A 19,305-nucleotide genomic window follows, 5' to 3' on the forward strand; every position below is an offset into this window, starting at 1 on the left:
CCGGGACCCGCCGTCGTCGCGCCCGATCAGCGTCCAGGCCGCTGCTCGCCCGCTTGGACCGACAGCGCGTGGCGGAAGACGTCGCCGGGGTCCCAGGCCGCCTTGACCGCCTGGAGCCTCGGGTAGGCGTCCTGGTAGTACAGGTCGTGCCACGGCACACCTGAGGAGTTCCACTCCTCGGAGGCCAGGTCGGTGTCCAGGAAGTTGATGAAGCACCCGTCGCTGACCTCGCCGGGCACCGGCACACCCCCGGTTTCGCGGTGCACGTCCCGGTACAGGGCCCGCAGGAAGTCGAGGTTGGCGACGTCCCCCGCGGGGTCGGTCCACGTCTTCATGTAGAGCACCCGCATCACCGAGTCGCGCTGGGGCACCGCGGTCGCGTGGGAGGGAACCAGGTTCGCCGCACCGCCGTACGACTGCAACGACACCGACGTGTCCATGCCGTCGTTCCCGACATGGTTGAGGTGGTCGAAGATGGTGTCGATCTGGCTGTCGGTGAACGACCGCCGCAGGTACGACGACTTGACCTTCTGCCGGTTGGTCTCGTCGTCCTGGAGCTCGGCCAGCAGCCGCACGGAGTACAGCCAGGGCATCGGAGTGGTCGGCATGCGCATTTCCGGCGGACCGTCCGCGGTCACCGCGCCGATGAAGTCGTCCAGCAACGCCTCGGCGTTCTCGCCGGTGCCGTCCATGTGGGTGAACAGGATCGCGCCCAAGTCCGGTCCCTCGGCCGCGGCCTGCGGGCTGAACAGGATGAGGCCGCTGAAGAGGCCGGCGTACGGCGACTCCGCGTCGCTGTTGTGCTCGTGCCAACGGCCGAAGTTGCGGACAAGGGCGCGGAAGGAGTCCCGGTCCATGCCCTCCCTCGGGAACAGCACGGTGCTGGTGAGCACGGTCGACGGCGGCTTCGGCAGCAGACCGGACGGGTCGACGCCGGTGGCGTGGGGCGACCGGAACCAGTAGCGGGTGACGACACCGAAGTTGCCGCCTCCGCCACCGGTGTGCGCCCACCACAGCTCGCGGTAGGGGTCGTCGGCTTCCCGGGTCGCGATCACCGCCCGCGCTTGGCCGGCCTGGTCGGCCACGACCACCTCGACCGCGTACAGGTGGTCGACGCTGATGCCGTACCGCCTGGACAGCGCCCCGAACCCGCCGCCGGACACGTGCCCGCCGAAGGCGATGCCCGCGGAGGCGCCGCCTGGAACGGTGACGCCCCAACCCAGGTAGAGCGTGCGGTACACGTCGAGGAGGGTCGCACCCGCCTCGATGACGAAAGCGTTGCGCTCGTGGTCGAAGCCGACCGCGTTCATCTCGGAGAGGTCGAGCACCACGTCTACGTGGTCGGTGCCGACAAGGTCCTCATAGCAGTGCCCGCCACTGCGCACGATGATCCGCCTGCCGGACCGCGCCGCCTCGGTCACCGCTCCGACCACCTGCTCCGTCGAGCCGACGACGTGGAACGAGTCCGGCGTGGCGGTGATGCGCTTGTTCGCCCCCTTGGCGCTCAGCACGGTGTACCTGGGGTCGTGCCGATCGATGGTGATCGGGCCGAAGGTCGCGGATCGGGTGTCTTGTGCCCAGGGAATCAGATCAGTCAACGTCAACCTCGCTCGGTAGTGCGGATCGGGGTCGGGGGCGGCCACCGGCGTCCGCCCAGCCGCACGCGGGGGTGCGCCAGGGCTCGGCCTGTCGCCGGTGGACTGTGCCGAACCCGTGTTGCCGCAACGCGTTTCAGGCGGCGGCGGGGATCACACCGATCGCTTGGAGTGCCGGAAGCATGTTGACGACGTCCCAGCGCTCGATCACCTTGCCGTTGGCGAATCGGAGCTCCTCCACCATGTCCCAGGTCACCGACCGGCCGGTCGGCTGGATGCCCGCGAACTCGCCCTTGTGGGTGCCGGTCACGGTGATCCTCAGCGTGACCAGGTCGTCCTCGGCGATGATGCTCCGCACGTCGAGGTGCAGGTCCGGGAAGGCGTTGAGCCCGGTCTCCATCTGCTTGATCATGAACGACTTCTCGACCGGCGCGCCCTGCCAGTAGTGCACGACGTCCGGGGCCCAGTGCTCGATGATCCCGTTGAGGTCCCAACGGTTCCACCCGGCGACCATCTGGAGGCACTTCGCCTTGTGCTCCTCCGGTGTCATACCGACTCCTCGGGTCATGTGATGGCCTGCTCCTACGCCGTCCGGTGCGACACGTGTGCCCGGCCGCTGGAGCAGCTTCATGATCGGCTTCTGCCGACGGGGTCAAGCGTGTCAGCGCCCGCTAGAGAACCAGGGCAGTCCGGCTGTAAGGCCGCCTTGAGCCCGCTACTTGGAGGTTTCAAGAGGCGCGGCCGACGCTGGTGTCGGTTCGGAAAGGAGCCGAGATGACAATCATGGTGACCGGGGCGACCGGCAGCGTTGGCAGGCACGTCGTCGCAGAACTGGTGGCAGCGGGGGAGTCCGTCTCCGCGTTGACCAGGACGCCGGAGGAAGCGAGCCTGCCGGAGGGGGTGCCGGTGTTCGCCGGGGACCTCGCCAAGCCGGACGGCCTCGAGCGGGTGTTCGCCGGCGTGCGGCGGCTGTACCTGTTCCCGGTGCCCGAGACCGCGCGCGAGGTCGTCGCGGCGGCCGTGCGGGCTGGTGTCGAGCGCATCGTCGTGCTCTCATCGAGTTCTGTGCTCGACGAGAGGCCGGACAACCACAGCGGCCAGTACCACCGCGCCGTCGAGCGGGCCGTCGAAGCCGCGGACGTGGAGTGGACGTTCGTGCGGGGCGGCGAGTTCGCGACCAACGTCCTGCTGCGGTGGGGCCACTCCATCCGCACGGAGAACGTGGTCAGGGCGCCCTACGCCACGGCGGCACGGGCACTGCTGCACGAGGCGGACGTCGCGGCGGTCGCTGTGGCGGCGCTGCGGTTCGACGGGCACCACGGCAAGGCCTACGAGTTGACGGGGCCCGAGTCGCTGACCCAGCTTCAGCAGCTGAACACGATCAACGAAGTGACCAGGCTCGGGATCCGGTTCGAGGAGCTCTCCCCGGAGGAGGGAAGGGCGCAGTTCAGCCGGTTCATGCCGCCCCCGGTGGTGGACATGGTGATGAAGTACCTGGCCGAGGCGGTCGGCGGTCCGGCGGCGGTGCTCCCGACCGTGCAGGAGGTCACCGGCGCGCCCGCGCGCACGTTCGGCACGTGGGTGGCCGACCACGCCTCCGAGTTCGCCCCCGACCCCGTCCCGGCCCGCTGAAGCGGACCGGGACGGGCATCCGGTTCAGGCGTAGCTCATGGGCTGGAGTCGCCAGTCGACGGCGGCGAGCCAGTCGGAGAAGGTGCGGAGGCCGGGATGCCGGCGGCGCAGGTCCGCGATGTCGGCGCGGTAGCCGGCGGACCGGAACCACTCGAACATCAGGGCGACCTCGTGGCTGAACGGGACGTGGGTGTTGGCGGCCAGGTCGTCGGGCTCCATGGGAACGTACTTCGCCGGAAGGTCAGCGTGGGCGCCGAACGCCGCTGCCAACTCCGGTCCGGCGAGTTCGTCCCCGGCGAGTTCGACGGCCTGGCCGGCGTACTGCTCGGGCCGGTCGAAGGCGTCGGCCGCGAACACGGCGATGTCTTCGACCGAGACCAGTTGCACCCGGGTCTCCGGCGGCAGGGCCAGGCTCACCGTCAGCACGCCGTCGACGAGTGCGGGGCCGTGCGCGGCGAAGTTCTCCATGAAGAAGGTCGGGCGCAGCACCGTCGTCGGCACACCGGTCGAGCGCAGGTGCTGCTCGATCGTCCACTTGCTCGCGAAGTGCGGCACCCCGCTGTCGCGGTCGGCGCCGCCGACGGAGGTGTACACCACGTGCCCGACGCCGGCGGCCGCGGCCGCGTCGGCGACCGCCTTGCCGTGCCGGATCTCCCCGCCGATACCCGCCGGTGACATGAACGTCTGCACGCTGAACACGCCGTGCGCCCCGGACATCGCGCGCACCAGCGACGCCCGGTCGTCCAGGTCACCGGTGACGAGTTCGGCCCCCCGCGCGGCGAGTTCCCGCGCGGCCGGCCCGCCGGGATCGCGGACCAAGGCGCGCACGGGCCGCCCACGGCGGAGCAGTTCGCGCGTGACGGCGCCTCCCTGCTGGCCCGTCGCGCCGGTGACGAGGACCGTGCCGTCCCACCGGGTCCTCGTGGATGCCGGTCTACTGTGGACCGATCCGTCATGAGCGGCCATGCGAGTTGTTCCTTTCATGTTCGGTGTCCGGTCCCGCGCGGTCAGCGGAACAGGTGCGCGTTGGTCGTCGCCCACTCCCGGAAGGTGCGCGGTGCGCGGCCGGTGATCTCCTTGACGGTCTCCACCGTCCTGCCCCACGGCACTCTCGGGCTGTGCAGGGCCTCGATGTTCGTGGTGGACGCCTCGCGGTCCCACGACAGGTCGGTGAACACGTCGGTCGCCTCCGACTTCGTGGCGACGAGGAACTCGATCTCCTTGCCGAGCGCGTCGCCGATGATGCGGACCTGTTCCTCCGAGGTCAGCAGCTCGCCGCCGGTGAGCTCGTAGGAGCTGTACTCGTGCCCCTCTTCGGACAGCACCTGCACCGCCACCGCGGCGATGTCGTCCGGGTCGATGGGGGCGCCCGGGTTGTTGCCGATCAAGCAGCGCGCGACGCCCCTGGTCTGGATGGTCTTCGCCCACCACAGCGAGTTCGTGTGGAACGGTCCCGGCCGCAGGAAGGTCCACGGGACACCCGTCCCGCGGATGGCCCGTTCCGCCTTCTCGTGGTTGTCCTTGATGGCGTGGGGTACCGGGTGCAGCACCGCAGACGACGACAGGACCACCATGTGGCGCAACGTGCCCGCCGCCGCCGCGGTGGCGAGCGTCTGCGCTTGGCTGTCGATGTCGCCGGTGAGCACGACGAACGCCTTCTCCACACCGGCCAGGGCGGCGTGCAGTGAATCCGCGTCGTCCGGGCTGCCCTGGACGACTTCGACCGCGGCGGGCAGCGCCGCCTTCTCCGGCTGGCGACTGAGCGCCCTGACCCGCGCGCCCCTGCCCACCAACCGCGTCACCACGCCGCGACCCACCTGGCCCGTCGCGCCTGTCACGAGGATCATCGCAAACTCCATTCGGTCAACTGGTCTTGTGTCACCCGGGGTCGGTGGAGGGGATGAGTCAGGGGCGCCAGCCGTCGCCCTCGGGCCATGGCTCGCCCAGCTGCCGGTACGTGCCGAGGTAGTCCGGCCAGTCCCGGTGGTCGCGGACCTTGCCGTCCACCAGTCGGATCAAGTGGATCTGCTCGCCGGAGAAGCGCCGCCCGGTCGCCGGCATGCTGACCATGTTCCCGACCTGGCGGCCGAACAGGACCAGCCTCGCGCGCACCCAGGCGCCGTTCTCCTCGTAGCCGATCTCCTCCAGGTGCATCTCTTCGGAGAAGGTCGCCTTCAGCCACTTCACGGCCAGCGCGAACGCCTGCGGGCCGAGCAGGTCGGAGAAGTGCTCCATGGCGCCCGGGTTGAGGTACTCCGGGTGGATGTACTCGTCCACGTCGTCCACGAAACCCGTGTTGTACGCGTTTACCATCCGGCGGACGGTGTCGATCTGGTCGCTCATCGCTCTCCCATTTCTCCCATGGAAACCCATCCCGGAACGGCCGGCTGTCGATGTCGGCGGATCGGTTGATATGGCATCATGGTGACTCAGACTCCGGTTCCATAACAAGCCCCGAAACGCTCGACGAGCGATTTCTCGAGCATTAACGGATCTATTTTTTACCGCGTTCCGACTCGATTTCGAGTGGGTGGCGATAACGTACGTGCGGAATACGCGCTCCGAATCGTTGCCCGAAGCGGCGGAGGCGCGTCGCCGAGCCTGAAGACAGGAGCCGGGGATGGACCCGACAACCTACAAGGCCACTGTGACCGCGGCCTTCAACGACGCGGCCGCGTCCTACGACCAGTACGGCGTCGAATTCTTCACGCCGATGGGCAGGCGCCTGGTCGAGATCGCCGACCCGCGCCCCGGTCAACGAGTGCTCGACATCGGGTGCGGCCGAGGCGCGGCGCTCTTTCCGGCCGCGAACCTGGTCGGGCCGACGGGCCGCGTGCTCGGTATCGACATCGCGCCGGCGATGGTCGAGGAAGCACGCCGGGAGGCGTCACGTCAGGGTGCGACCAACGTCGACGTCCGGGTGCTCGACGGTGAGGCGCCGGATCTGCCGACCGCCTCGTTCGACGTCATCACCGGCAGCTACAGCGTGATCTTCCTGCCGGACGCCCCCGCTGCGTTGGCGCGCTATGCGAAATTGCTCGACAACGACGGCAAGATCGTGTTCACCAGCCCCATTTTCAGGTCGGACACGTTCCCGTTCCTGCCTCCTGTGTTCACCGACATAATTCCGCGAACGCTGCTGCGCAACCTCCCCCCGGAATGGCAGCCGGAACAGCTCATCCGCCGGTTCAACAGCTGGCTGGAGAACGTCGAGGACCTGCGCTCGACCATGACCGGAGCCGGGTTTGCCGACGTCGTCATCGTGGACGAGCCGGTCGAACTGGTCGCCGAGTCCGGCACGACCTGGGTCGACTGGTCGCACACCCACGGCATGCGGCTGCTGTGGCAACACCTGCCTCCAACGGAGTCGCGTCAACTGCGCGAACGCCTGATCACGGCACTGGACGCCATGCGGGAAGACGGCGGGCCGCTCAGGCTCGAGGTCCCGGTCCGGTACGTCTCCGCCCGGGTCTCCCGGTAGGGCACGCCGCCTCGGCAGGCCCGCGGCGGGTAGGAGGACGACGAGACCGGCACCACCCCGGGGAACCGCGGGTGGTGCCGGTCTGGTGCGTGTCCCCGTCGGTGGCCGGTATCGACCGAGCGAGTGATCGCCTTCACCGACCGCCGGGTCCGTCCCCTCCCGAGACGCGCTCCTGGACCGGCCGGTAGACGTTGGGCTCGCTCGTGCTGACGGTCCGCAGCACCGCGGCGTGCGCCTGGAACTCAGGCTGCCGGACCGCTAGTTGCAGGTCGGCTTCGCTGCGCCACCGGGCGATGTTCACGTAGCTGTCGGGCTTCACCGCGTGCCGCACGAGGGTGTGCTGAACGAAACCGGGCTGGCGGGTCATGAACGCCGCGGTGTCCGCGAACACCCGCTCGAACTCCTCCGGCTCGGCGTGCACGGTGAACCTGTTCACGAAGGTGATCTCGGACGCGTCCGGGGTGTCCTCAACGGACATGATCGGTCCTTATCTTCTTGGTCGGGTCTGTTCTGGTCATTCGTAAGATCGGGAAGGCCCAGGGGGACTCGGGTGTGGCTGCATGGTCGGTGCCGTTGGTGTGGCTCGAAGGGATTGGCCGCCCGAGGCCCCGCGACGACTCCGGCCGCTGATTGGGATGAGCGAACCGATCGCTGCATAAGGACATGACGGCGAGGTCGTCTGCTGGGTGCCCCAAGACCAACGACGACGGAGGTGACCGTGCCTCAACTGTGGGCCGGTGTGGACGCGGGTAAGGCCCACCATCACTGTGTGGTGATCGATCCGGAGGGCACCACGGTCCTGTCGCGGCGAGTGCCCAACGACGAGACCGAACTGCTGGAGCTGATCGCCGACGTGCGGGAACTGTCGGCGAATGTGTTGTGGGCGATCGATCTCAACGCCGGCGGCGGCGCCCTGCTGATCGCCCTGCTGATCAATCACGACCAGCGGTTGCTCTACATCCCCGGCCGCGCCGTCCACCACGCCTCGGGCGGCTACCGGGGTTCGGGCAAGAGCGACGCCAAGGACGCGTTCATCATCGCCGACCAGGCCCGCATGCGCCGGGACCTGCACCCGATGACCGCCAGTGACGAGATCGCGGTGGACCTGCGGATTCTCACCGCCCGCCGCTACGACCTGGTCGCCGACCGGACCCGGGCGATCAACCGGCTGCGCGCCCAGATCCTGGAGTACTTCCCCGCTTTGGAGCGGGCCTTCGACTACAGCGGTTCCAAGGCGGCCTTGGTGCTGCTGACCGGTTTCCAGACTCCCGCCGCGCTGCGGGAGATCGGCCAGGCCGAGCTCGCCGATTGGTTGCGGGCACGGAAGGTCCGCAACAGCTCGGTGATCGCCGCGACCGCGCTCGCCGCTGCGCAGGCGCAGTTCACCACCGTCCCGGGCCAGAGCACGGCCGCGGCCATGGTGGCGCGGCTGGCGAAGGGGGTGATGGACCTCGATGCCGAGATCGCGGAGACCGATGCCCTGATCGAGGGTCGGTTTCGCCGGCATCGCCATGCCACCGCGATCCTGAGCATGCCGGGCATCGGGCCGATGCTGGGAGCCGACATCATCGGCTTGACCGGCGGGAACCTGGCCGCGTTCGGCAGCGCCGACCGGCTGGCCGGGGTCGCCGGCCTGGCCCCGGTTCCTCGTGATTCCGGCCGGGTCCAGGGCAACCAGCCGGCCACCGCTGCTGGTTGACAACCTCATTGGGAATCCCTTCTGGTCGATCGGTGTGGTGTGTCAGCCGCACCCGGAACGGGTGTGGTGGGCGACGGCGACACGGGACCGCGTCGCCGTCGCCCACCACACCGCCGGGCTGTGCCTAGACGGTGACCGCGACCGTGATGGCGTCCTCGACCGCGGCCTCGAAGTCGCCGACGAACGAGTCGGGGTCGATGTCGAGCGTGACGGAGGCGACCACCCTCGTCTCGCCGTCGATCGTCGCCCCGATGAAGGTCGCGTAGCCGGGGATGCCGCCCCCGTGCCCCCACAGCTCCAGCCCCGTCGAGGTGGCCGTCCGCATGATCCCGAGGCCGTACGCCTCTGCCATCGGCAGGTCGAGGGTGAGCCCCTCCGGCAGTGGCTCGGTCAGCACGGCGAACTGCTCTTCGGTCAGCAGTTCGTGCCGGATGAGCGCGAGCAGGAACCGGTCGAGGTCCGCCGTGGTCGAGATCATCTCGCCGGCCGAGCACGCCTCGGACGGGTTCATCAGGGTGACGTCCTCGGTCTTGCCCTGGATCTTCATGTAGCCGTGCGCGTGCGGACCTGGGATGGTCGGGTCCGAACCGGGGAGGAACGTGTCCTTCAGGTCGAGCGGGGTGAGGATGCGGTCGCGGATCTCGTCGGCGTACGACCGCCCGGTCACCGCCTTGATCAGCTCGCCGATCACGATGTAGTTCGTGTTGGAGTACTCGAACTTCGTGCCCGGCTCGAAGTTCAACGGCCGCTCCGCGGCGACCGCGATGAGCTCCCGCGCCTCGTACTGCTTGTAGCGATCGCGCATGAACCGCTCGCCGGGGCGCTGGAACGAGTCGGCGTGGTTGAACAGCCCGCTGGTGTGCTGCATCAGGTGCCGAACGGTCATCCGGTCGCCGGTCGGGATCAAGCCCGGCAGGTAGCGCTCGACGGGCGCGTCCAGGTCGACCTTGCCCTCGCTGACCAGTTGGACGATCACAACGGCGACGAAGGTCTTGGTGATGCACGCGATCCGGAAGCGACCGTCGGTCGGGACGGGGGTGTCCTCCCCGATCTTGGCCACCCCGGATGTGACGGTGAACTCGTGCCCGTTCTTGGCGACCCGGAACTGGACGCCGGACGCGCCGAGCTGCACCACTTTCTCGCATGCACCGCGCAGGGCCGCTTCGTGTGATGCGCCCGGCTCGTACGGGGCTGTGGTGGCGGTCGAGGAATTCTTGAGAGGCATTGTCTTACCACACCTGACTTTCTCGATTGGAAGGAAGACGTTCGGTACCGCTTGTTCGCCGGACTGGCTCCCATGGTCGACCGGCGCCCTGGAACCTCGTACGAGCCCACCTAGGGCCCTGGTCGGGAAAGCCGGGCCGCCGCGTCCACGCCGTTGACGGTTCCGGGGTCGTGCGGCGCTTCGAACCCGGGCACGTTCACCGACGTCGGCGGTCCCTGCCAGCGGACCGCTCCCGGCAGTTCGAGCCCGAACTGGTCGAGCACCCTCGCCGCGATGTGGGTGACGATCTCCTCGACGGTGGTGGGCCTGGTGTAGAAGGCGGGCACGGGGGGCGCTATGACCACGCCCATCCGGGCCAGCCCGAGCATGTTGTCGAGGTGTATCTCGGAGACCGGGAGTTCGCGCGGCACGAGCACGAGCCGTCGGCGCTCCTTGATCGTGACGTCCGCGGCTCGCGCGATGAGGCCATCGCCGTACCCGCCCCGGACCGCGGCCAGGGTCTTCATGCTGCACGGCGCGATGATCATGCCGTCGGTGTGGAAGGAGCCGCTGGATATCGGCGCGGAGTGGTCGCCGGCGCCGTGCACCACGTCGGCGAGACGGTGGAGGTCGGCGGGGGAGATGTCGGTCTCCATCCCCAGCGTGGCCCGGCCCCACCGGCTGAGCACCAGGTGCGTCTCCACACCGAGATCCCGGAGAGCGCGGAGGATGCGCACGCCGATGATCGATCCGGTGGCTCCTGTGATGCCGAGTACCAGCCTCATCGGTGCGCTCGCACCGGGACGGGGAAGCTGCGCACGACGCTCTCCCTCAGACGGTGCGGCACGGTCGCGTCGATCGCCACCCGCCGCACGATCTCCCCTCCGGTGCCCTTGGCCGCCGCCCAGGCCAGCGACTGCGAGGGATCCATGGCCATGTGCGGGAACCCGGCGAAGGACAGGCAGTCGGTCGCCAGGTTCGCGCGCGTGGTCATCGCCCACAGCACGTCCTCCGCCGAGCTGATGTCGATGTCCTCGTCGGTGAAGACGATCAGCTTGACGAAGGGGTGGTCCGCGAAGACCTTCCTGGCCAGCGGGGCCAGGCGCTGGTCGGCCCGCGGCGACCCTTTGCGCACGGACATCGTGAGCAGCAGCAGACCGCCTCCCGCGGCGGAGAAGTGCGCGTCCCGAACGAGGTCGCGGTAGTCGTCGCCACCGGACAGCGCCAGCGACAGCGCGCCGGCGAGGCCGAGGATGACCGACTGCTCCCGACCGGGACCGATGGTCGCCTGGTACACCGGGCGCCGGCGGGTGGTTATCGCGGTCACCGTGACCACGGGCAGGTCAGGTCGGGCGGACCCGTCGTAGCCGAGGAACTCCGGCAGCGAGGTGGTGGGCGGCCCGACCACGCTCTCGTCCGCGGTGGCGCCGTCCAGGTAGCCCTCCAGCACGATCTCGGACTCGGCCAGCACGGTGACCGGCTGGCTGACCGCGGTGGCGAGCGCGATCGGCGCGCCGGCCAGCGCGCCGGCCACGTCGAGCTTGTCCACCCCGGCCGGGAGGAATCGGCTGTTCAGCGCCGATGCGATCATCGCGGCCGGCGGGACACCGATGTTGATCGAGACGGGTAGTCGCTCGCCCCGGCCGGCCGCTGCCGCGCACAACTCGCGCAGCCGCCGGCTCGGCAACGTCCAGAGGGTGAGCCGGTTGTGGTCGAGCACCAGCATCCGGTGCACCGACACGGCGTACCCGTCGCGATCGGGGTCGTGCGCGCACACCATCCCCATGGTCAGGTACCGACCGGCGTCGCGCGGGGTCGTCCGCAGTACGGGCAACGCGGCCAGGTCGACGGCGTCGGCGCCGAGCCGGCCGGACCCGCGGCCGTTGACCGCTCCCCGGACCCGGCCGTCGGCGACGAGCACCTCGGCCTGGCAGGCCGGTTGGTCACGGACGAACTCCGGTGCGCGCGCGGCAGCCACCAAGGCGTCCGCAGCCGCGCGGTCGGCGACGGTCGGCAGCCCGGGCAGCCACCCGCGCACCCGATCGGCGTCGCCGTACAGACCGAGCACGACGGGCATCGTCCCGTCGTTGACATCGGTGTACAGCACAACATCCTCGGAGTGGGACCGCGATGTCGCGGGGATGCCCGCGAACTCGGCGGCGAAGTCCGCACCGACCTCCTCGTCGGTGAGCCTCCGAGTGGAGACGCGGAAGTGCCGCGGATCGTCCCGGCGTGCCGCTTGGAGCGCGGCTCGCAGGGACAGCGCCGGATCGTGGGGTTGTGCGGTCACGGAACACTCCTCGTCCCCGGCGTGGAGGCGTCGGCGACCAAGGAGCCCGCGGTGAGCCGCCGACCGCCGCCGTCGGAGGCCGCGAACAGACCGGGGTGTGCCGCCCGCACGTCCTCGATCACCCGGTCGTAGGGCAAGTCGTCGAACACCCCGTGTTCGACGAGGAACTCCATGGACCGACGACCGTCCAGGTCGTACGGGTGGAAGACGGCGTCGGTCGTGCCGTCGAAGTCCAGTTCGGCGATGCGGTAGAGACGGCACAGCGCCCGGTTGAACACCGGGGTCGCGCGTACCCACTTGCCGTTCAGGCGCACCGATACAAGGCAGTGGTGGTGGACGACGTCGCCGCCGAACAGCGTGCGGATGCGCTCGGAGGACAGGTGGTTGCGGACGTTGGCGAGCACCAGGCGGCAGGGGATGTCGAGCGACCGGACGGCCGCCGCGTAGAGCACGGACTTGTGCAGGCACAGCCCGCTGCCCGAGCGGACCGTGCTGCTGGCACGAAGGCCGGACCTGGACATGTCGGCGCCGTAGATCTCGTAGTGGATGCCGTCGCGCACGGCGTAGTACAAGGCGACGGCGCGGTCCACCGGATCAGAACCCACACCCGCGACCGCGGCTTCGGTGAAGTCGCGCACTTCCTCCGATCCGTAGTCGAGGAACTCGGTTGCTCGGCGGGCCTCGGCCGGCTCGGCCGTACCGGACACGGACATCGTTCCTCCCCTTTCCCGGGGGCTCGGCACGCTTCTCACATGCCGAGCATCGAGGCGATTCGGTTGCGTTGGATTTCCGAAGTACCCGAGTAGACGGTGCCCGCCACGGCGTCGCGCAGTTCCTGTTCGAGCCCGTACTCGGCCAAGTAGCCGTAGCCGCCGAAGACCTGTATGGCAGCGAGGGCGGAGGCCGTGTTGTTCTCGCTTGTCACCAGCTTGGCGATCGCTATGTCCATTGTGGACTCGACGCCGGTCATGACCTTCTCCGCCGCCGCGTACAGCCACATCCGGGAGGTCTCGAGCCCGATCTTCATCTCCACGATCTTGTGGGCGACGGCCTGGTACGAGCCGATGTTCTTGCCGAACTGACGACGTGTGTTGGCGTAGTCGACGCAGCGGTCGAGCCGGTGCCGCATCGCGCCGGCGCTGATCGCGAACGAGTAGAGGATCTCCCGCTTCATCACGTGGTGCAGCACGCGATAGCCCCAGCCGACCCGGCCGACGACGTTGTCGGCCGGTACCCGGCAACCATCGAAGTACAGGTCGCTCAACGGCGAGCTGTGCAGGCCCATCTTGGCGACCGGATCACCGATGTCGAAGCCCGGCGTGCCCCGTTCGACGAGGAATGCGGTGATGCCGAGGGAACCACCGGCCGGATGGGTCCGCGCGTACACCACGAAGATGTCCGCGACCGGGCCGTTGCTGATGAACGTCTTGTTCCCGTTCAGGACGAAGTGGTCCTTGTCCCGCACCGCGGTGGTGTGCATGTTCAGCGCGTCCGAGCCGCTGTCCGGTTCGGTGATCGCGTGCGCGCCTATCGCGTCCCCGGCGCAGATCTTGGGCAGGTACACCTCCTTCAGCCGGGTCGAGCCGAACCGCTGGAGGGGCACACCGGTGCTGGCGACGTGCGTCGCCACCGAGAAGCTCAGACCGCCATCGCGGCAGCCCTCACCCAGTTTCTCCAGGACGTGCATGGTCGTCCGCAAGTCCGCGCCGAGTCCGCCCCACCGTGATTCGAAGGGCAGCCGCAGGAGGCCGCTGTCCTTGACGAGCTTCCACCTGTCCCAAGGGAAGGCGCTTGTCCCGTCGTGCCCGGTCGACGTGGTGTTGAGCGCGTCGAGCCAGCGCGCCAACCCGTCGCGCAGCGCGCTCGAGGTGTCCGTCCACTCCGTCACCGATGCGTCCTTTGTCCGCTGTGCCACCCCGTTGTCATCAGTACTGGGAGAACTCGTCGGCGGAATCGAAGCGGTGCTGCTCGTGCCCGGCGAGCGCGGGAGCGAACACGCACACCAACCGCAGGTCCTCGTCGGGGCCCGCGATCAGGAAGTGCGGGTCGTGCCGGTCCAGTGCGTACAGGACGCCCGGCTCCAATGGATATGACCGGCCGTCGACGCTGACGACCTCACCCCGACCGGCGATGCAGTAGCAGGTTTCGAGGTGGCGCCGGTACTCGAGTCGAGACTTCGTACCGGCCCTCACCGTCGTGTCGGTGAGGGTGTACCCCATGCCATCCGACGCGAGGAGGAAGCGTCGACTGAGCCCGTTGCCCCAATCGACGGTCGTCACCTCGCTCATCTCGCGGTAGATCATCGTCGCTATCTCCCTGTCGTCGCTCGTTCTACGAACGAGGCCATGGCCGTGATCGACTGGAAGTCCGTCGGACTGATGTCGATGTCGTCCATGGAGATCTCGAACTGCCGCTCGAGCCACGTCAGCACCTTGAGCACCGCGAGGCTGTCGATCACGCCGCCCTCCAGCAGGTTGTAGTCGTTGTCGAGCTCGCCCGCGTCGACGTCGGGCAGGAATTCGTGTATGACGTACTGCTTGATGATCTGGGTGTTCATACGAACTCCGATTCGTGCTCCGCGGCACCCTCTGGGAACCGCGCCGCGGGTCCGATCCGCTTCCGGTCGACCTTTCCGGTCGAGGTCCTCGGCAACGGGTCGTCAACGATGTGGATCACCGCCGGCACGGCGTCCCGGGACAGGCGCTGGGCGCAGTGCCGGCGCAGGACGAGCGTGTTCAGCCGCGTGCCGGCGCGCCTGCGCACCACCGCGTGCAACCGGTGCCCGGCGAGGGCGTCCGGCACCGCGACGACCCCCACCTCGACCACGTCCTCGTGATCGCCGATCGCACGCTCCACCACCTCGGTGTTCACGCGCACGCCGGCGACCTTGACGTGGAAGTCCGTGCGCCCTTCGAGGGTGACGCTGCCATCGGCGTGCCGGCGGACCACGTCGCCGCTCCGGAAGTAGCGCGAACCGCTCGAGCCGCCCTTCGGGTCGGGTACGAAGTCCGCCTGCGACTCGCCGCGCCGGCTGCCCAGGTATCCCTCGGTCTGGAACGGCGTCGAGACGTACAGCTCGCCGACTCCGGCCCCCTCGACGACCATGCCGTCAGAGCCGACGACCACCGCGTCCACGCCGGGCAACGGCGTGCCGAGCGGCATCGGCGAGCGGGGCGGCGCGGTGGTGTCGACCTCGTGGATGAAGCTGTCGTTGGTCTCGGTGCAGCCGTAAAGGTTGTACAGCCGCGCGGCGCCGAACAGGCCGCCCAGCGCCACGAAATCCCGCCACGGCATGCTGTCCCCGGTCACGATGACGTGATGCGGTCGGTCGAGCCCGGCCGACGCGCCGCCGGATCGACCGCCCCCGGCCGCGGCGTCGAGCAGCAGCCGGTAGGCCAGCGGCACCGCTTGGACGACGTGCACGTCGTTGTCCGCGAACAGGTTGAGCAGGTAGCCGGCGTCGGTCGCGCGGTCCGGGTCGACCAGCACCACTTGGCCGCCGTGCTTGAGGGTGGTCCAGATGTCGAGCAGGCAGAGGTCGAAGTTCAGCGGAGCGTAGTTGAGCACCGCTGTGCCCGGTCGGATGCCGAAACGCTCGGCCGCCCACTCGGTGAACCGGTCGACGGCGCCCGCGGTGAGCGGGACGAGCTTCGGCACGCCCGTGGATCCGGAGGTGGTCAGGATGAAAGTCAGGTCCTCCTCGCCGACCACGTGCGGCGACGCGATGACGCGGACGTCGTCCGGCCGGTCGGCGACGGCCGCGGCGATCCGCTCGGGCGTCAGCACGGTCCGGCAGCCGGCGCGGTCGCTCAACAGCTCCAACGTGGACCGCGGGAGCGCCGGCGACACGGCCAGCACGCTCTGGCCGGTAGCCAGGCACGCCAGCACGACGGCGATCGCGGCCGGGGATTTCTCCGCCACGACGCACACCGGACGGGTGTCCGTCCGCGCGGGGCCGGTGTCCACGACAGCGCGGGCGCGGTCGACCCAGTGCGCGAGTCGGCCGTAGCTGACGCGTTTCCCCCGCCAGACCAACGCCGTCGCATCCGGACGTCGCCGGGCGTGTGCGCGAAACGAGTCGAAAAGCGATTCTGTGCGCATTTCGGCCCTTCACTCGGAGACGATGGCGACCGCGCGCGTCCATCCCGCACCGGCGCCGGTGATCTTCACCGGGAAGCACGAGACCTGAAATCCGAACGGCGCCGGCAGCGCGTCGAGGTTGTTCAGCCGTTCGATCTGGCAGTACTCGCGCTCTCGGCCGGCGAAATGCGCGGGCCACAACACGGAGCGGTCACCGGTCCGGTTGTACTCCTCGATGATCGTGCCGAAAGGCGCGTCCAGGCTGAACGCGTCCGTGCCGATCACCCGCACACCGAGGTCCAGCAGCAGGTGCACCGCGGAGCCGTCGAGCCCGATGAAGTCCGTGAAGTAGAGCTGGGTGCCGGCGTGGCGCGTGGCGCCGGTGCGCAGTAGCACGATGTCCATCGGCTCCGGGGTGTGCCCGATGCGGGTGAACTGCTCCTTCAGGTCCTGTGCGTCCACGGTCGGCCCTGGCCGGTCGCTGACGTCGAGCAGGACTCCCGGGTTGAGGAACCAGTCCAGCGGCATCTGGTCGATGTTCCGGGGCGGGCCGTCGCGGTACGCCGCGCGGGAACCGTAGTGCGACGGCGCGTCGATGTGCGTTCCCGTGTGCGTGGTGAGCGACATGCGGTCGAGTGAGAGGAATTCGGACTCGGGCAGTACGTCCGGATCGAACAGGACGCCGAAGCGCTCACGCATGCCGTCGCTCATGTGTCGAGCTCCTTGCTTCGGCGTCAGCACCTCGTGCCGCACCGGATCGGGCTCGGGCGCGGAGGCGTCAATGGGCGAAGAAAGATCGATGATCCGCATGTCTGTCTCCGGTTCGGGTCCGCATCCGGCCACTGCGCTCACGGGGGTGGCGCAGCTGAACTCATGCTGGTTCCGGCCGCTCAAGGAGCGTTGGAGATCCGGTAGTGGACCGCGGAGAGGTCGTGTATCGATCTTTTAGCGACGATAGAGGAGGAGTTGCGAATATCGGCCGGTGGCCCTCCGCAGGCAATCGGCACCTATCGCTTCCCCGTCCGGGACCGGACCGGACGCGCAGCCCTCCGCGTGGGAGTTGTGCGCCGGATGCGGCGCGGTGGTGTACGCACCACGCTGGGAACGCGGCCACCGGGTGTGCCCGGAGTGCGCCCGGCACCACCAACTCACCGCTCAGGACCGCATCGCCCAGGTGCTCGACCCGGGATCGGTCACGTGGCTCGACTGCGACGTGGTCACCGCAGACGTGTTGGGGTTCGTGGACACCAAGCCCTACCCGCAGCGGCTGGCCGCGGCCCGCACGGCCACGGGCATGGCGGACGCCGCACTCGCGGCCCGGGGCGCCGTGTGCGGTCACCCGCTCATCATGGTGGCAATGGACTTCCGCTTCCTGGGCGGCAGCCTCGGCGCGGCCGTGGGCGGGCTCGTCACGCTGGTGGCGGAGACCGCGCTGGTAGAGCGAGTTCCGTTGCTCATCGTGTCCGCCTCCGGCGGGGCGCGGATGCAGGAGGGCGCGGTGTCGCTGATGCAGATGGCCAAGACGGCCGCGGCGCTGGGCCGCCTGGACGACGCGGGCGTGCTCACGATCTCTTTGCTGACCGACCCGACCTTCGGAGGGGTGGCGGCTTCGTACGCCACGCTCTGCGACGTGATCCTCGCCGAACCGGGTTCGCGGTTCGGGTTCGCCGGGCGGCGGGTGATCGCCCAGACCGTGCGACAGGAGCTGCCCGCGGACTTCCAGACCGCGGAATTCCTGCTCGGCCACGGCCTCGTCGACCGCATCGTGCCGCGGGAACGGCTACGGGCCGGGTTGGCCGCCCTGCTCGGCATCGCCGCCAACCCGGGAGACCGCTCGGGCGACGCGCCACCGCCGGTCGACGGAGCCGAGTCGATCGTCCGCGATCCCGGCACGCTCCCCGAAACGGTTGCCTGGGAGAACGTGCGCCGCGCGCGGGACCTGACCAGGCCGACCACGCGGGACTACCTCGCCACAGCGTTCGACGAGTTCTTCGAGTTGCGCGGCGACCGCGCCGGGGACGACTGCTCCGCGGTCGTAGCCGGGCTGGCCCGGCTCGGCTCACGCGGCGTGGTGGTCGTCGGCACCCAGAAGGGCCACACGCCCGCGGAGCTGGCCGAGCACAACTTCGGCATGCCGACACCGGCGGGCTACCGGAAGGCCGCGCGGGCGCTGCGACTGGCGGCGAAGCTGGGGCTCGCGGTGGTGACGCTCGTCGACACGCCGGGCGCGTACCCCGGCATCGAGGCGGAGGAACAGGGCCAGGCGTTCGCGATCGCGGACAACCTGAGGTTGATGGCGTCCCTCCCGGTGCCGGTGGTCAGCGTGATCACCGGGGAGGGTGGCAGCGGCGGTGCGCTGGCGCTCGCCGTCGCCAACCGGGTGCTGGTGTTCGCCGACGGCATCTACTCCGTGATCAGTCCGGAGGGCTGCGCGGCGATCCTGTGGCACGACGCCACCGCGGCCAGGCAGGCGGCGACCGCGCTCCGGTTGACGCCCCGGGACCTGTGGCGGCTGCGCGTCGTGGATGGCGTCCTGGCCGAACCGGAGGGCGGTGCCGGCGCGGACCCACTCGTCGCGGCCGCACGGCTGCGCGCCGCGCTGCTCGACACCCTGTCCGAACTGTCCGCGATGGACTCGACAGAGCTGAGGAACGACCGGTGGGCGAGGTTCCACAAGTTCGGTGCGCCGGACTCGGTGGACATGCGAATCCCGACGCCGAGTGAGGAGCCGACATGACCTGGCCGGCCGACGACGAGACCGATCGGCGTGCTGACCAGCCCAAGGCGGTGCTGCTCGCCGTCGAGCAGCTCCTTTGGGCATTACCGGACCAGCCGCGTCGCATGCGGGTGCGCACGGCGGATTTCGTCATCGACCTGGACTGGTCGGGACCGGCAGAGGCGCCGACGCCGCGTGCCACGGTCGAACCGGTCGACCACGAAGAGCGGATCGGCCAGGGGGAGGGGACCGGCCTGGGGGAGCGGATCGGCCCGGCGGAGCCGACCGTTCCGGGGGAGCGGACCGGTCCGGCGGACACGACAACGTCGGTGGAGCCGAGTTCGCCGACGCGCCACCACGTGCTCGCCCCGAGCATCGGCACCTTCTACCGCGCGCCCGAACCCGGTTCGACGCCGTTCGTCGTCGAGGGGCAGCGGGTGGAAGCCGGCCGGCAGGTCGCGATCGTGGAGATCATGAAGCTCCTGTTGCCGGTGGAGTCCGACGTGGCCGGAACGGTCGTCCAACTGCTCAAGGCGGACGGTGAACCCGTCGAGCACGGGGAACCGGTCCTGGTGATCGCACCGGACGAAACGGCGTAGGCGGGAGCG

19 protein-coding genes and 1 pseudogene are annotated in these 19,305 nt (G+C 69.5%); 5 read left to right on the forward strand and 15 right to left on the reverse strand.

Features of this window, described 5'->3' with window-relative positions; genetic code table 11:
• Positions 1-26 precede the first annotated feature (26 nt).
• Together F4560_RS09700 and F4560_RS09705 are read right to left on the reverse strand one after the other, a co-directional pair.
• Positions 27-1,598: an FAD-binding oxidoreductase gene (locus tag F4560_RS09700; RefSeq protein WP_246477768.1), complete on the reverse strand. Its 1,572-nt coding sequence runs from the start codon at positions 1,596-1,598 to the stop codon at positions 27-29.
• 133 nt (positions 1,599-1,731) lie between these two features.
• Positions 1,732-2,145: an ester cyclase gene (locus F4560_RS09705; RefSeq protein ID WP_184918781.1), complete on the reverse strand. Its 414-nt coding sequence runs from the start codon at positions 2,143-2,145 to the stop codon at positions 1,732-1,734.
• 224 nt (positions 2,146-2,369) lie between these two features.
• On the opposite strand from F4560_RS09705, the gene F4560_RS09710 reads away from it, so the two are divergent.
• Positions 2,370-3,227: an NAD(P)H-binding protein gene (locus F4560_RS09710; protein WP_184918783.1), complete on the forward strand. Its 858-nt coding sequence runs from the start codon at positions 2,370-2,372 to the stop codon at positions 3,225-3,227.
• Between the two features lie 24 nt (positions 3,228-3,251).
• Here F4560_RS09710 and F4560_RS09715 read toward each other — a convergent pair whose 3' ends face one another.
• Genes F4560_RS09715 through F4560_RS09725 form a run of 3 tightly spaced genes read right to left on the reverse strand, consistent with a single transcriptional unit; the run spans position 3,252 to position 5,570 of the window.
• Complete coding sequence (locus F4560_RS09715) at positions 3,252-4,193, reverse strand: NmrA/HSCARG family protein (protein ID WP_184918785.1); 942 nt, start codon at positions 4,191-4,193, stop codon at positions 3,252-3,254.
• A 41-nt stretch (positions 4,194-4,234) separates the two neighbouring features.
• Positions 4,235-5,074, reverse strand: coding sequence for an SDR family oxidoreductase (locus F4560_RS09720; protein ID WP_184918786.1), 840 nt, complete (start codon positions 5,072-5,074; stop codon positions 4,235-4,237).
• Between the two features lie 58 nt (positions 5,075-5,132).
• The gene (locus tag F4560_RS09725) at positions 5,133-5,570 is read right to left on the reverse strand and encodes an ester cyclase (protein ID WP_184918788.1); all 438 of its coding nucleotides are present in this window, start codon (positions 5,568-5,570) and stop codon (positions 5,133-5,135) included.
• A gap of 277 nt (positions 5,571-5,847) precedes the next feature.
• Between F4560_RS09725 and F4560_RS09730 the strand changes: the two genes are divergently transcribed.
• Positions 5,848-6,708 (forward strand): class I SAM-dependent methyltransferase, encoded by an 861-nt coding sequence (locus F4560_RS09730; protein WP_184918790.1) that lies wholly within the window; start codon positions 5,848-5,850, stop codon positions 6,706-6,708.
• Between the two features lie 133 nt (positions 6,709-6,841).
• On the opposite strand, the gene F4560_RS09735 is transcribed toward F4560_RS09730, so the two are convergent.
• Positions 6,842-7,186: an antibiotic biosynthesis monooxygenase family protein gene (locus tag F4560_RS09735; RefSeq protein ID WP_184918792.1), complete on the reverse strand. Its 345-nt coding sequence runs from the start codon at positions 7,184-7,186 to the stop codon at positions 6,842-6,844.
• 234 nt (positions 7,187-7,420) lie between these two features.
• Here F4560_RS09735 and F4560_RS09740 point away from each other — a divergent pair.
• Positions 7,421-8,383: pseudogene (locus F4560_RS09740) on the forward strand (IS110 family RNA-guided transposase); the annotation flags it as partial.
• Positions 8,384-8,531: 148 nt separating this feature from the next.
• Here F4560_RS09740 and F4560_RS09745 read toward each other — a convergent pair.
• The 9 genes from F4560_RS09745 to F4560_RS09785 form a co-directional block, all read right to left on the reverse strand.
• Positions 8,532-9,632 (reverse strand): serine hydrolase domain-containing protein, encoded by a 1,101-nt coding sequence (locus F4560_RS09745; RefSeq protein WP_184918794.1) that lies wholly within the window; start codon positions 9,630-9,632, stop codon positions 8,532-8,534.
• Between the two features lie 110 nt (positions 9,633-9,742).
• A complete protein-coding gene (locus F4560_RS09750) occupies positions 9,743-10,396 on the reverse strand; it encodes a UbiX family flavin prenyltransferase (protein WP_184918796.1) in 654 nt (217 codons plus the stop codon).
• Entirely contained in the window at positions 10,393-11,901 is a 1,509-nt protein-coding gene (locus F4560_RS09755) for a UbiD family decarboxylase (protein ID WP_184918798.1), read from the reverse strand. Before F4560_RS09755 ends, F4560_RS09750 begins: the two co-directional genes overlap by 4 nt.
• Positions 11,898-12,614 carry a transglutaminase-like domain-containing protein gene (locus F4560_RS09760; protein ID WP_184918800.1) on the reverse strand — a complete coding sequence of 239 codons (717 nt, stop codon included), beginning with the start codon at positions 12,612-12,614 and terminating at the stop codon, positions 11,898-11,900. Before F4560_RS09760 ends, F4560_RS09755 begins: the two co-directional genes overlap by 4 nt.
• A 35-nt stretch (positions 12,615-12,649) precedes the next feature.
• Complete coding sequence (locus F4560_RS46070; RefSeq protein ID WP_184918802.1) at positions 12,650-13,789, reverse strand: acyl-CoA dehydrogenase family protein; 1,140 nt, start codon at positions 13,787-13,789, stop codon at positions 12,650-12,652.
• A 37-nt stretch (positions 13,790-13,826) separates the two neighbouring features.
• Complete coding sequence (locus F4560_RS09770; protein WP_184918804.1) at positions 13,827-14,204, reverse strand: ectoine synthase; 378 nt, start codon at positions 14,202-14,204, stop codon at positions 13,827-13,829.
• Positions 14,205-14,209: 5 nt separating this feature from the next.
• Positions 14,210-14,458, reverse strand: a complete 249-nt coding sequence (locus F4560_RS09775; RefSeq protein WP_184918806.1) for a phosphopantetheine-binding protein — start codon at positions 14,456-14,458, stop codon at positions 14,210-14,212.
• The gene (locus F4560_RS09780) at positions 14,455-16,002 is read right to left on the reverse strand and encodes an AMP-binding protein (RefSeq protein ID WP_184918808.1); all 1,548 of its coding nucleotides are present in this window, start codon (positions 16,000-16,002) and stop codon (positions 14,455-14,457) included. The genes F4560_RS09775 and F4560_RS09780 overlap by 4 nt, the downstream gene beginning before the upstream one ends.
• A gap of 9 nt (positions 16,003-16,011) precedes the next feature.
• On the reverse strand, positions 16,012-16,791 hold the full coding sequence (locus F4560_RS09785; RefSeq protein WP_184918810.1) for a cyclase family protein: 780 nt from the start codon (positions 16,789-16,791) through the stop codon (positions 16,012-16,014).
• Between the two features lie 271 nt (positions 16,792-17,062).
• Between F4560_RS09785 and accA the strand changes: the two genes are divergently transcribed.
• A complete protein-coding gene (gene accA / locus F4560_RS09790; protein ID WP_312868973.1) occupies positions 17,063-18,718 on the forward strand; it encodes a carboxyltransferase subunit alpha in 1,656 nt (551 codons plus the stop codon).
• Positions 18,715-19,296 (forward strand): acetyl-CoA carboxylase biotin carboxyl carrier protein, encoded by a 582-nt coding sequence (locus tag F4560_RS09795; RefSeq protein ID WP_184918812.1) that lies wholly within the window; start codon positions 18,715-18,717, stop codon positions 19,294-19,296. Before accA ends, F4560_RS09795 begins: the two co-directional genes overlap by 4 nt.
• The last annotated feature ends 9 nt before the right edge of the window (positions 19,297-19,305 follow it).

The organism is Saccharothrix ecbatanensis, assembly GCF_014205015.1.
GTDB lineage: Bacteria > Actinomycetota > Actinomycetes > Mycobacteriales > Pseudonocardiaceae > Actinosynnema > Actinosynnema ecbatanense.

What these genes read in the sequence shown, in the direction of transcription:
- F4560_RS09730 (WP_184918790.1), top strand. Translation starts at nt 5,848, where the DNA reads ATGGACCCGACAACCTACAAGGCCACTGTGACCGCGGCCTTCAACGAC.
- F4560_RS09795 (WP_184918812.1), top strand. Translation starts at nt 18,715, where the DNA reads ATGACCTGGCCGGCCGACGACGAGACCGATCGGCGTGCTGACCAGCCC.
- F4560_RS09725 (WP_184918788.1), bottom strand. Translation starts at nt 5,570, where the DNA reads ATGAGCGACCAGATCGACACCGTCCGCCGGATGGTAAACGCGTACAAC.
- F4560_RS09705 (WP_184918781.1), bottom strand. Translation starts at nt 2,145, where the DNA reads ATGACACCGGAGGAGCACAAGGCGAAGTGCCTCCAGATGGTCGCCGGG.
- F4560_RS09735 (WP_184918792.1), bottom strand. Translation starts at nt 7,186, where the DNA reads ATGTCCGTTGAGGACACCCCGGACGCGTCCGAGATCACCTTCGTGAAC.
- F4560_RS09750 (WP_184918796.1), bottom strand. Translation starts at nt 10,396, where the DNA reads ATGAGGCTGGTACTCGGCATCACAGGAGCCACCGGATCGATCATCGGC.
- F4560_RS09715 (WP_184918785.1), bottom strand. Translation starts at nt 4,193, where the DNA reads ATGGCCGCTCATGACGGATCGGTCCACAGTAGACCGGCATCCACGAGG.
- F4560_RS09710 (WP_184918783.1), top strand. Translation starts at nt 2,370, where the DNA reads ATGACAATCATGGTGACCGGGGCGACCGGCAGCGTTGGCAGGCACGTC.
- F4560_RS09785 (WP_184918810.1), bottom strand. Translation starts at nt 16,791, where the DNA reads ATGCGGATCATCGATCTTTCTTCGCCCATTGACGCCTCCGCGCCCGAG.
- F4560_RS09780 (WP_184918808.1), bottom strand. Translation starts at nt 16,002, where the DNA reads ATGCGCACAGAATCGCTTTTCGACTCGTTTCGCGCACACGCCCGGCGA.
- F4560_RS09775 (WP_184918806.1), bottom strand. Translation starts at nt 14,458, where the DNA reads ATGAACACCCAGATCATCAAGCAGTACGTCATACACGAATTCCTGCCC.
- F4560_RS09720 (WP_184918786.1), bottom strand. Translation starts at nt 5,074, where the DNA reads ATGATCCTCGTGACAGGCGCGACGGGCCAGGTGGGTCGCGGCGTGGTG.
- F4560_RS09770 (WP_184918804.1), bottom strand. Translation starts at nt 14,204, where the DNA reads ATGATCTACCGCGAGATGAGCGAGGTGACGACCGTCGATTGGGGCAAC.
- F4560_RS09745 (WP_184918794.1), bottom strand. Translation starts at nt 9,632, where the DNA reads ATGCCTCTCAAGAATTCCTCGACCGCCACCACAGCCCCGTACGAGCCG.
- F4560_RS09760 (WP_184918800.1), bottom strand. Translation starts at nt 12,614, where the DNA reads ATGTCCGTGTCCGGTACGGCCGAGCCGGCCGAGGCCCGCCGAGCAACC.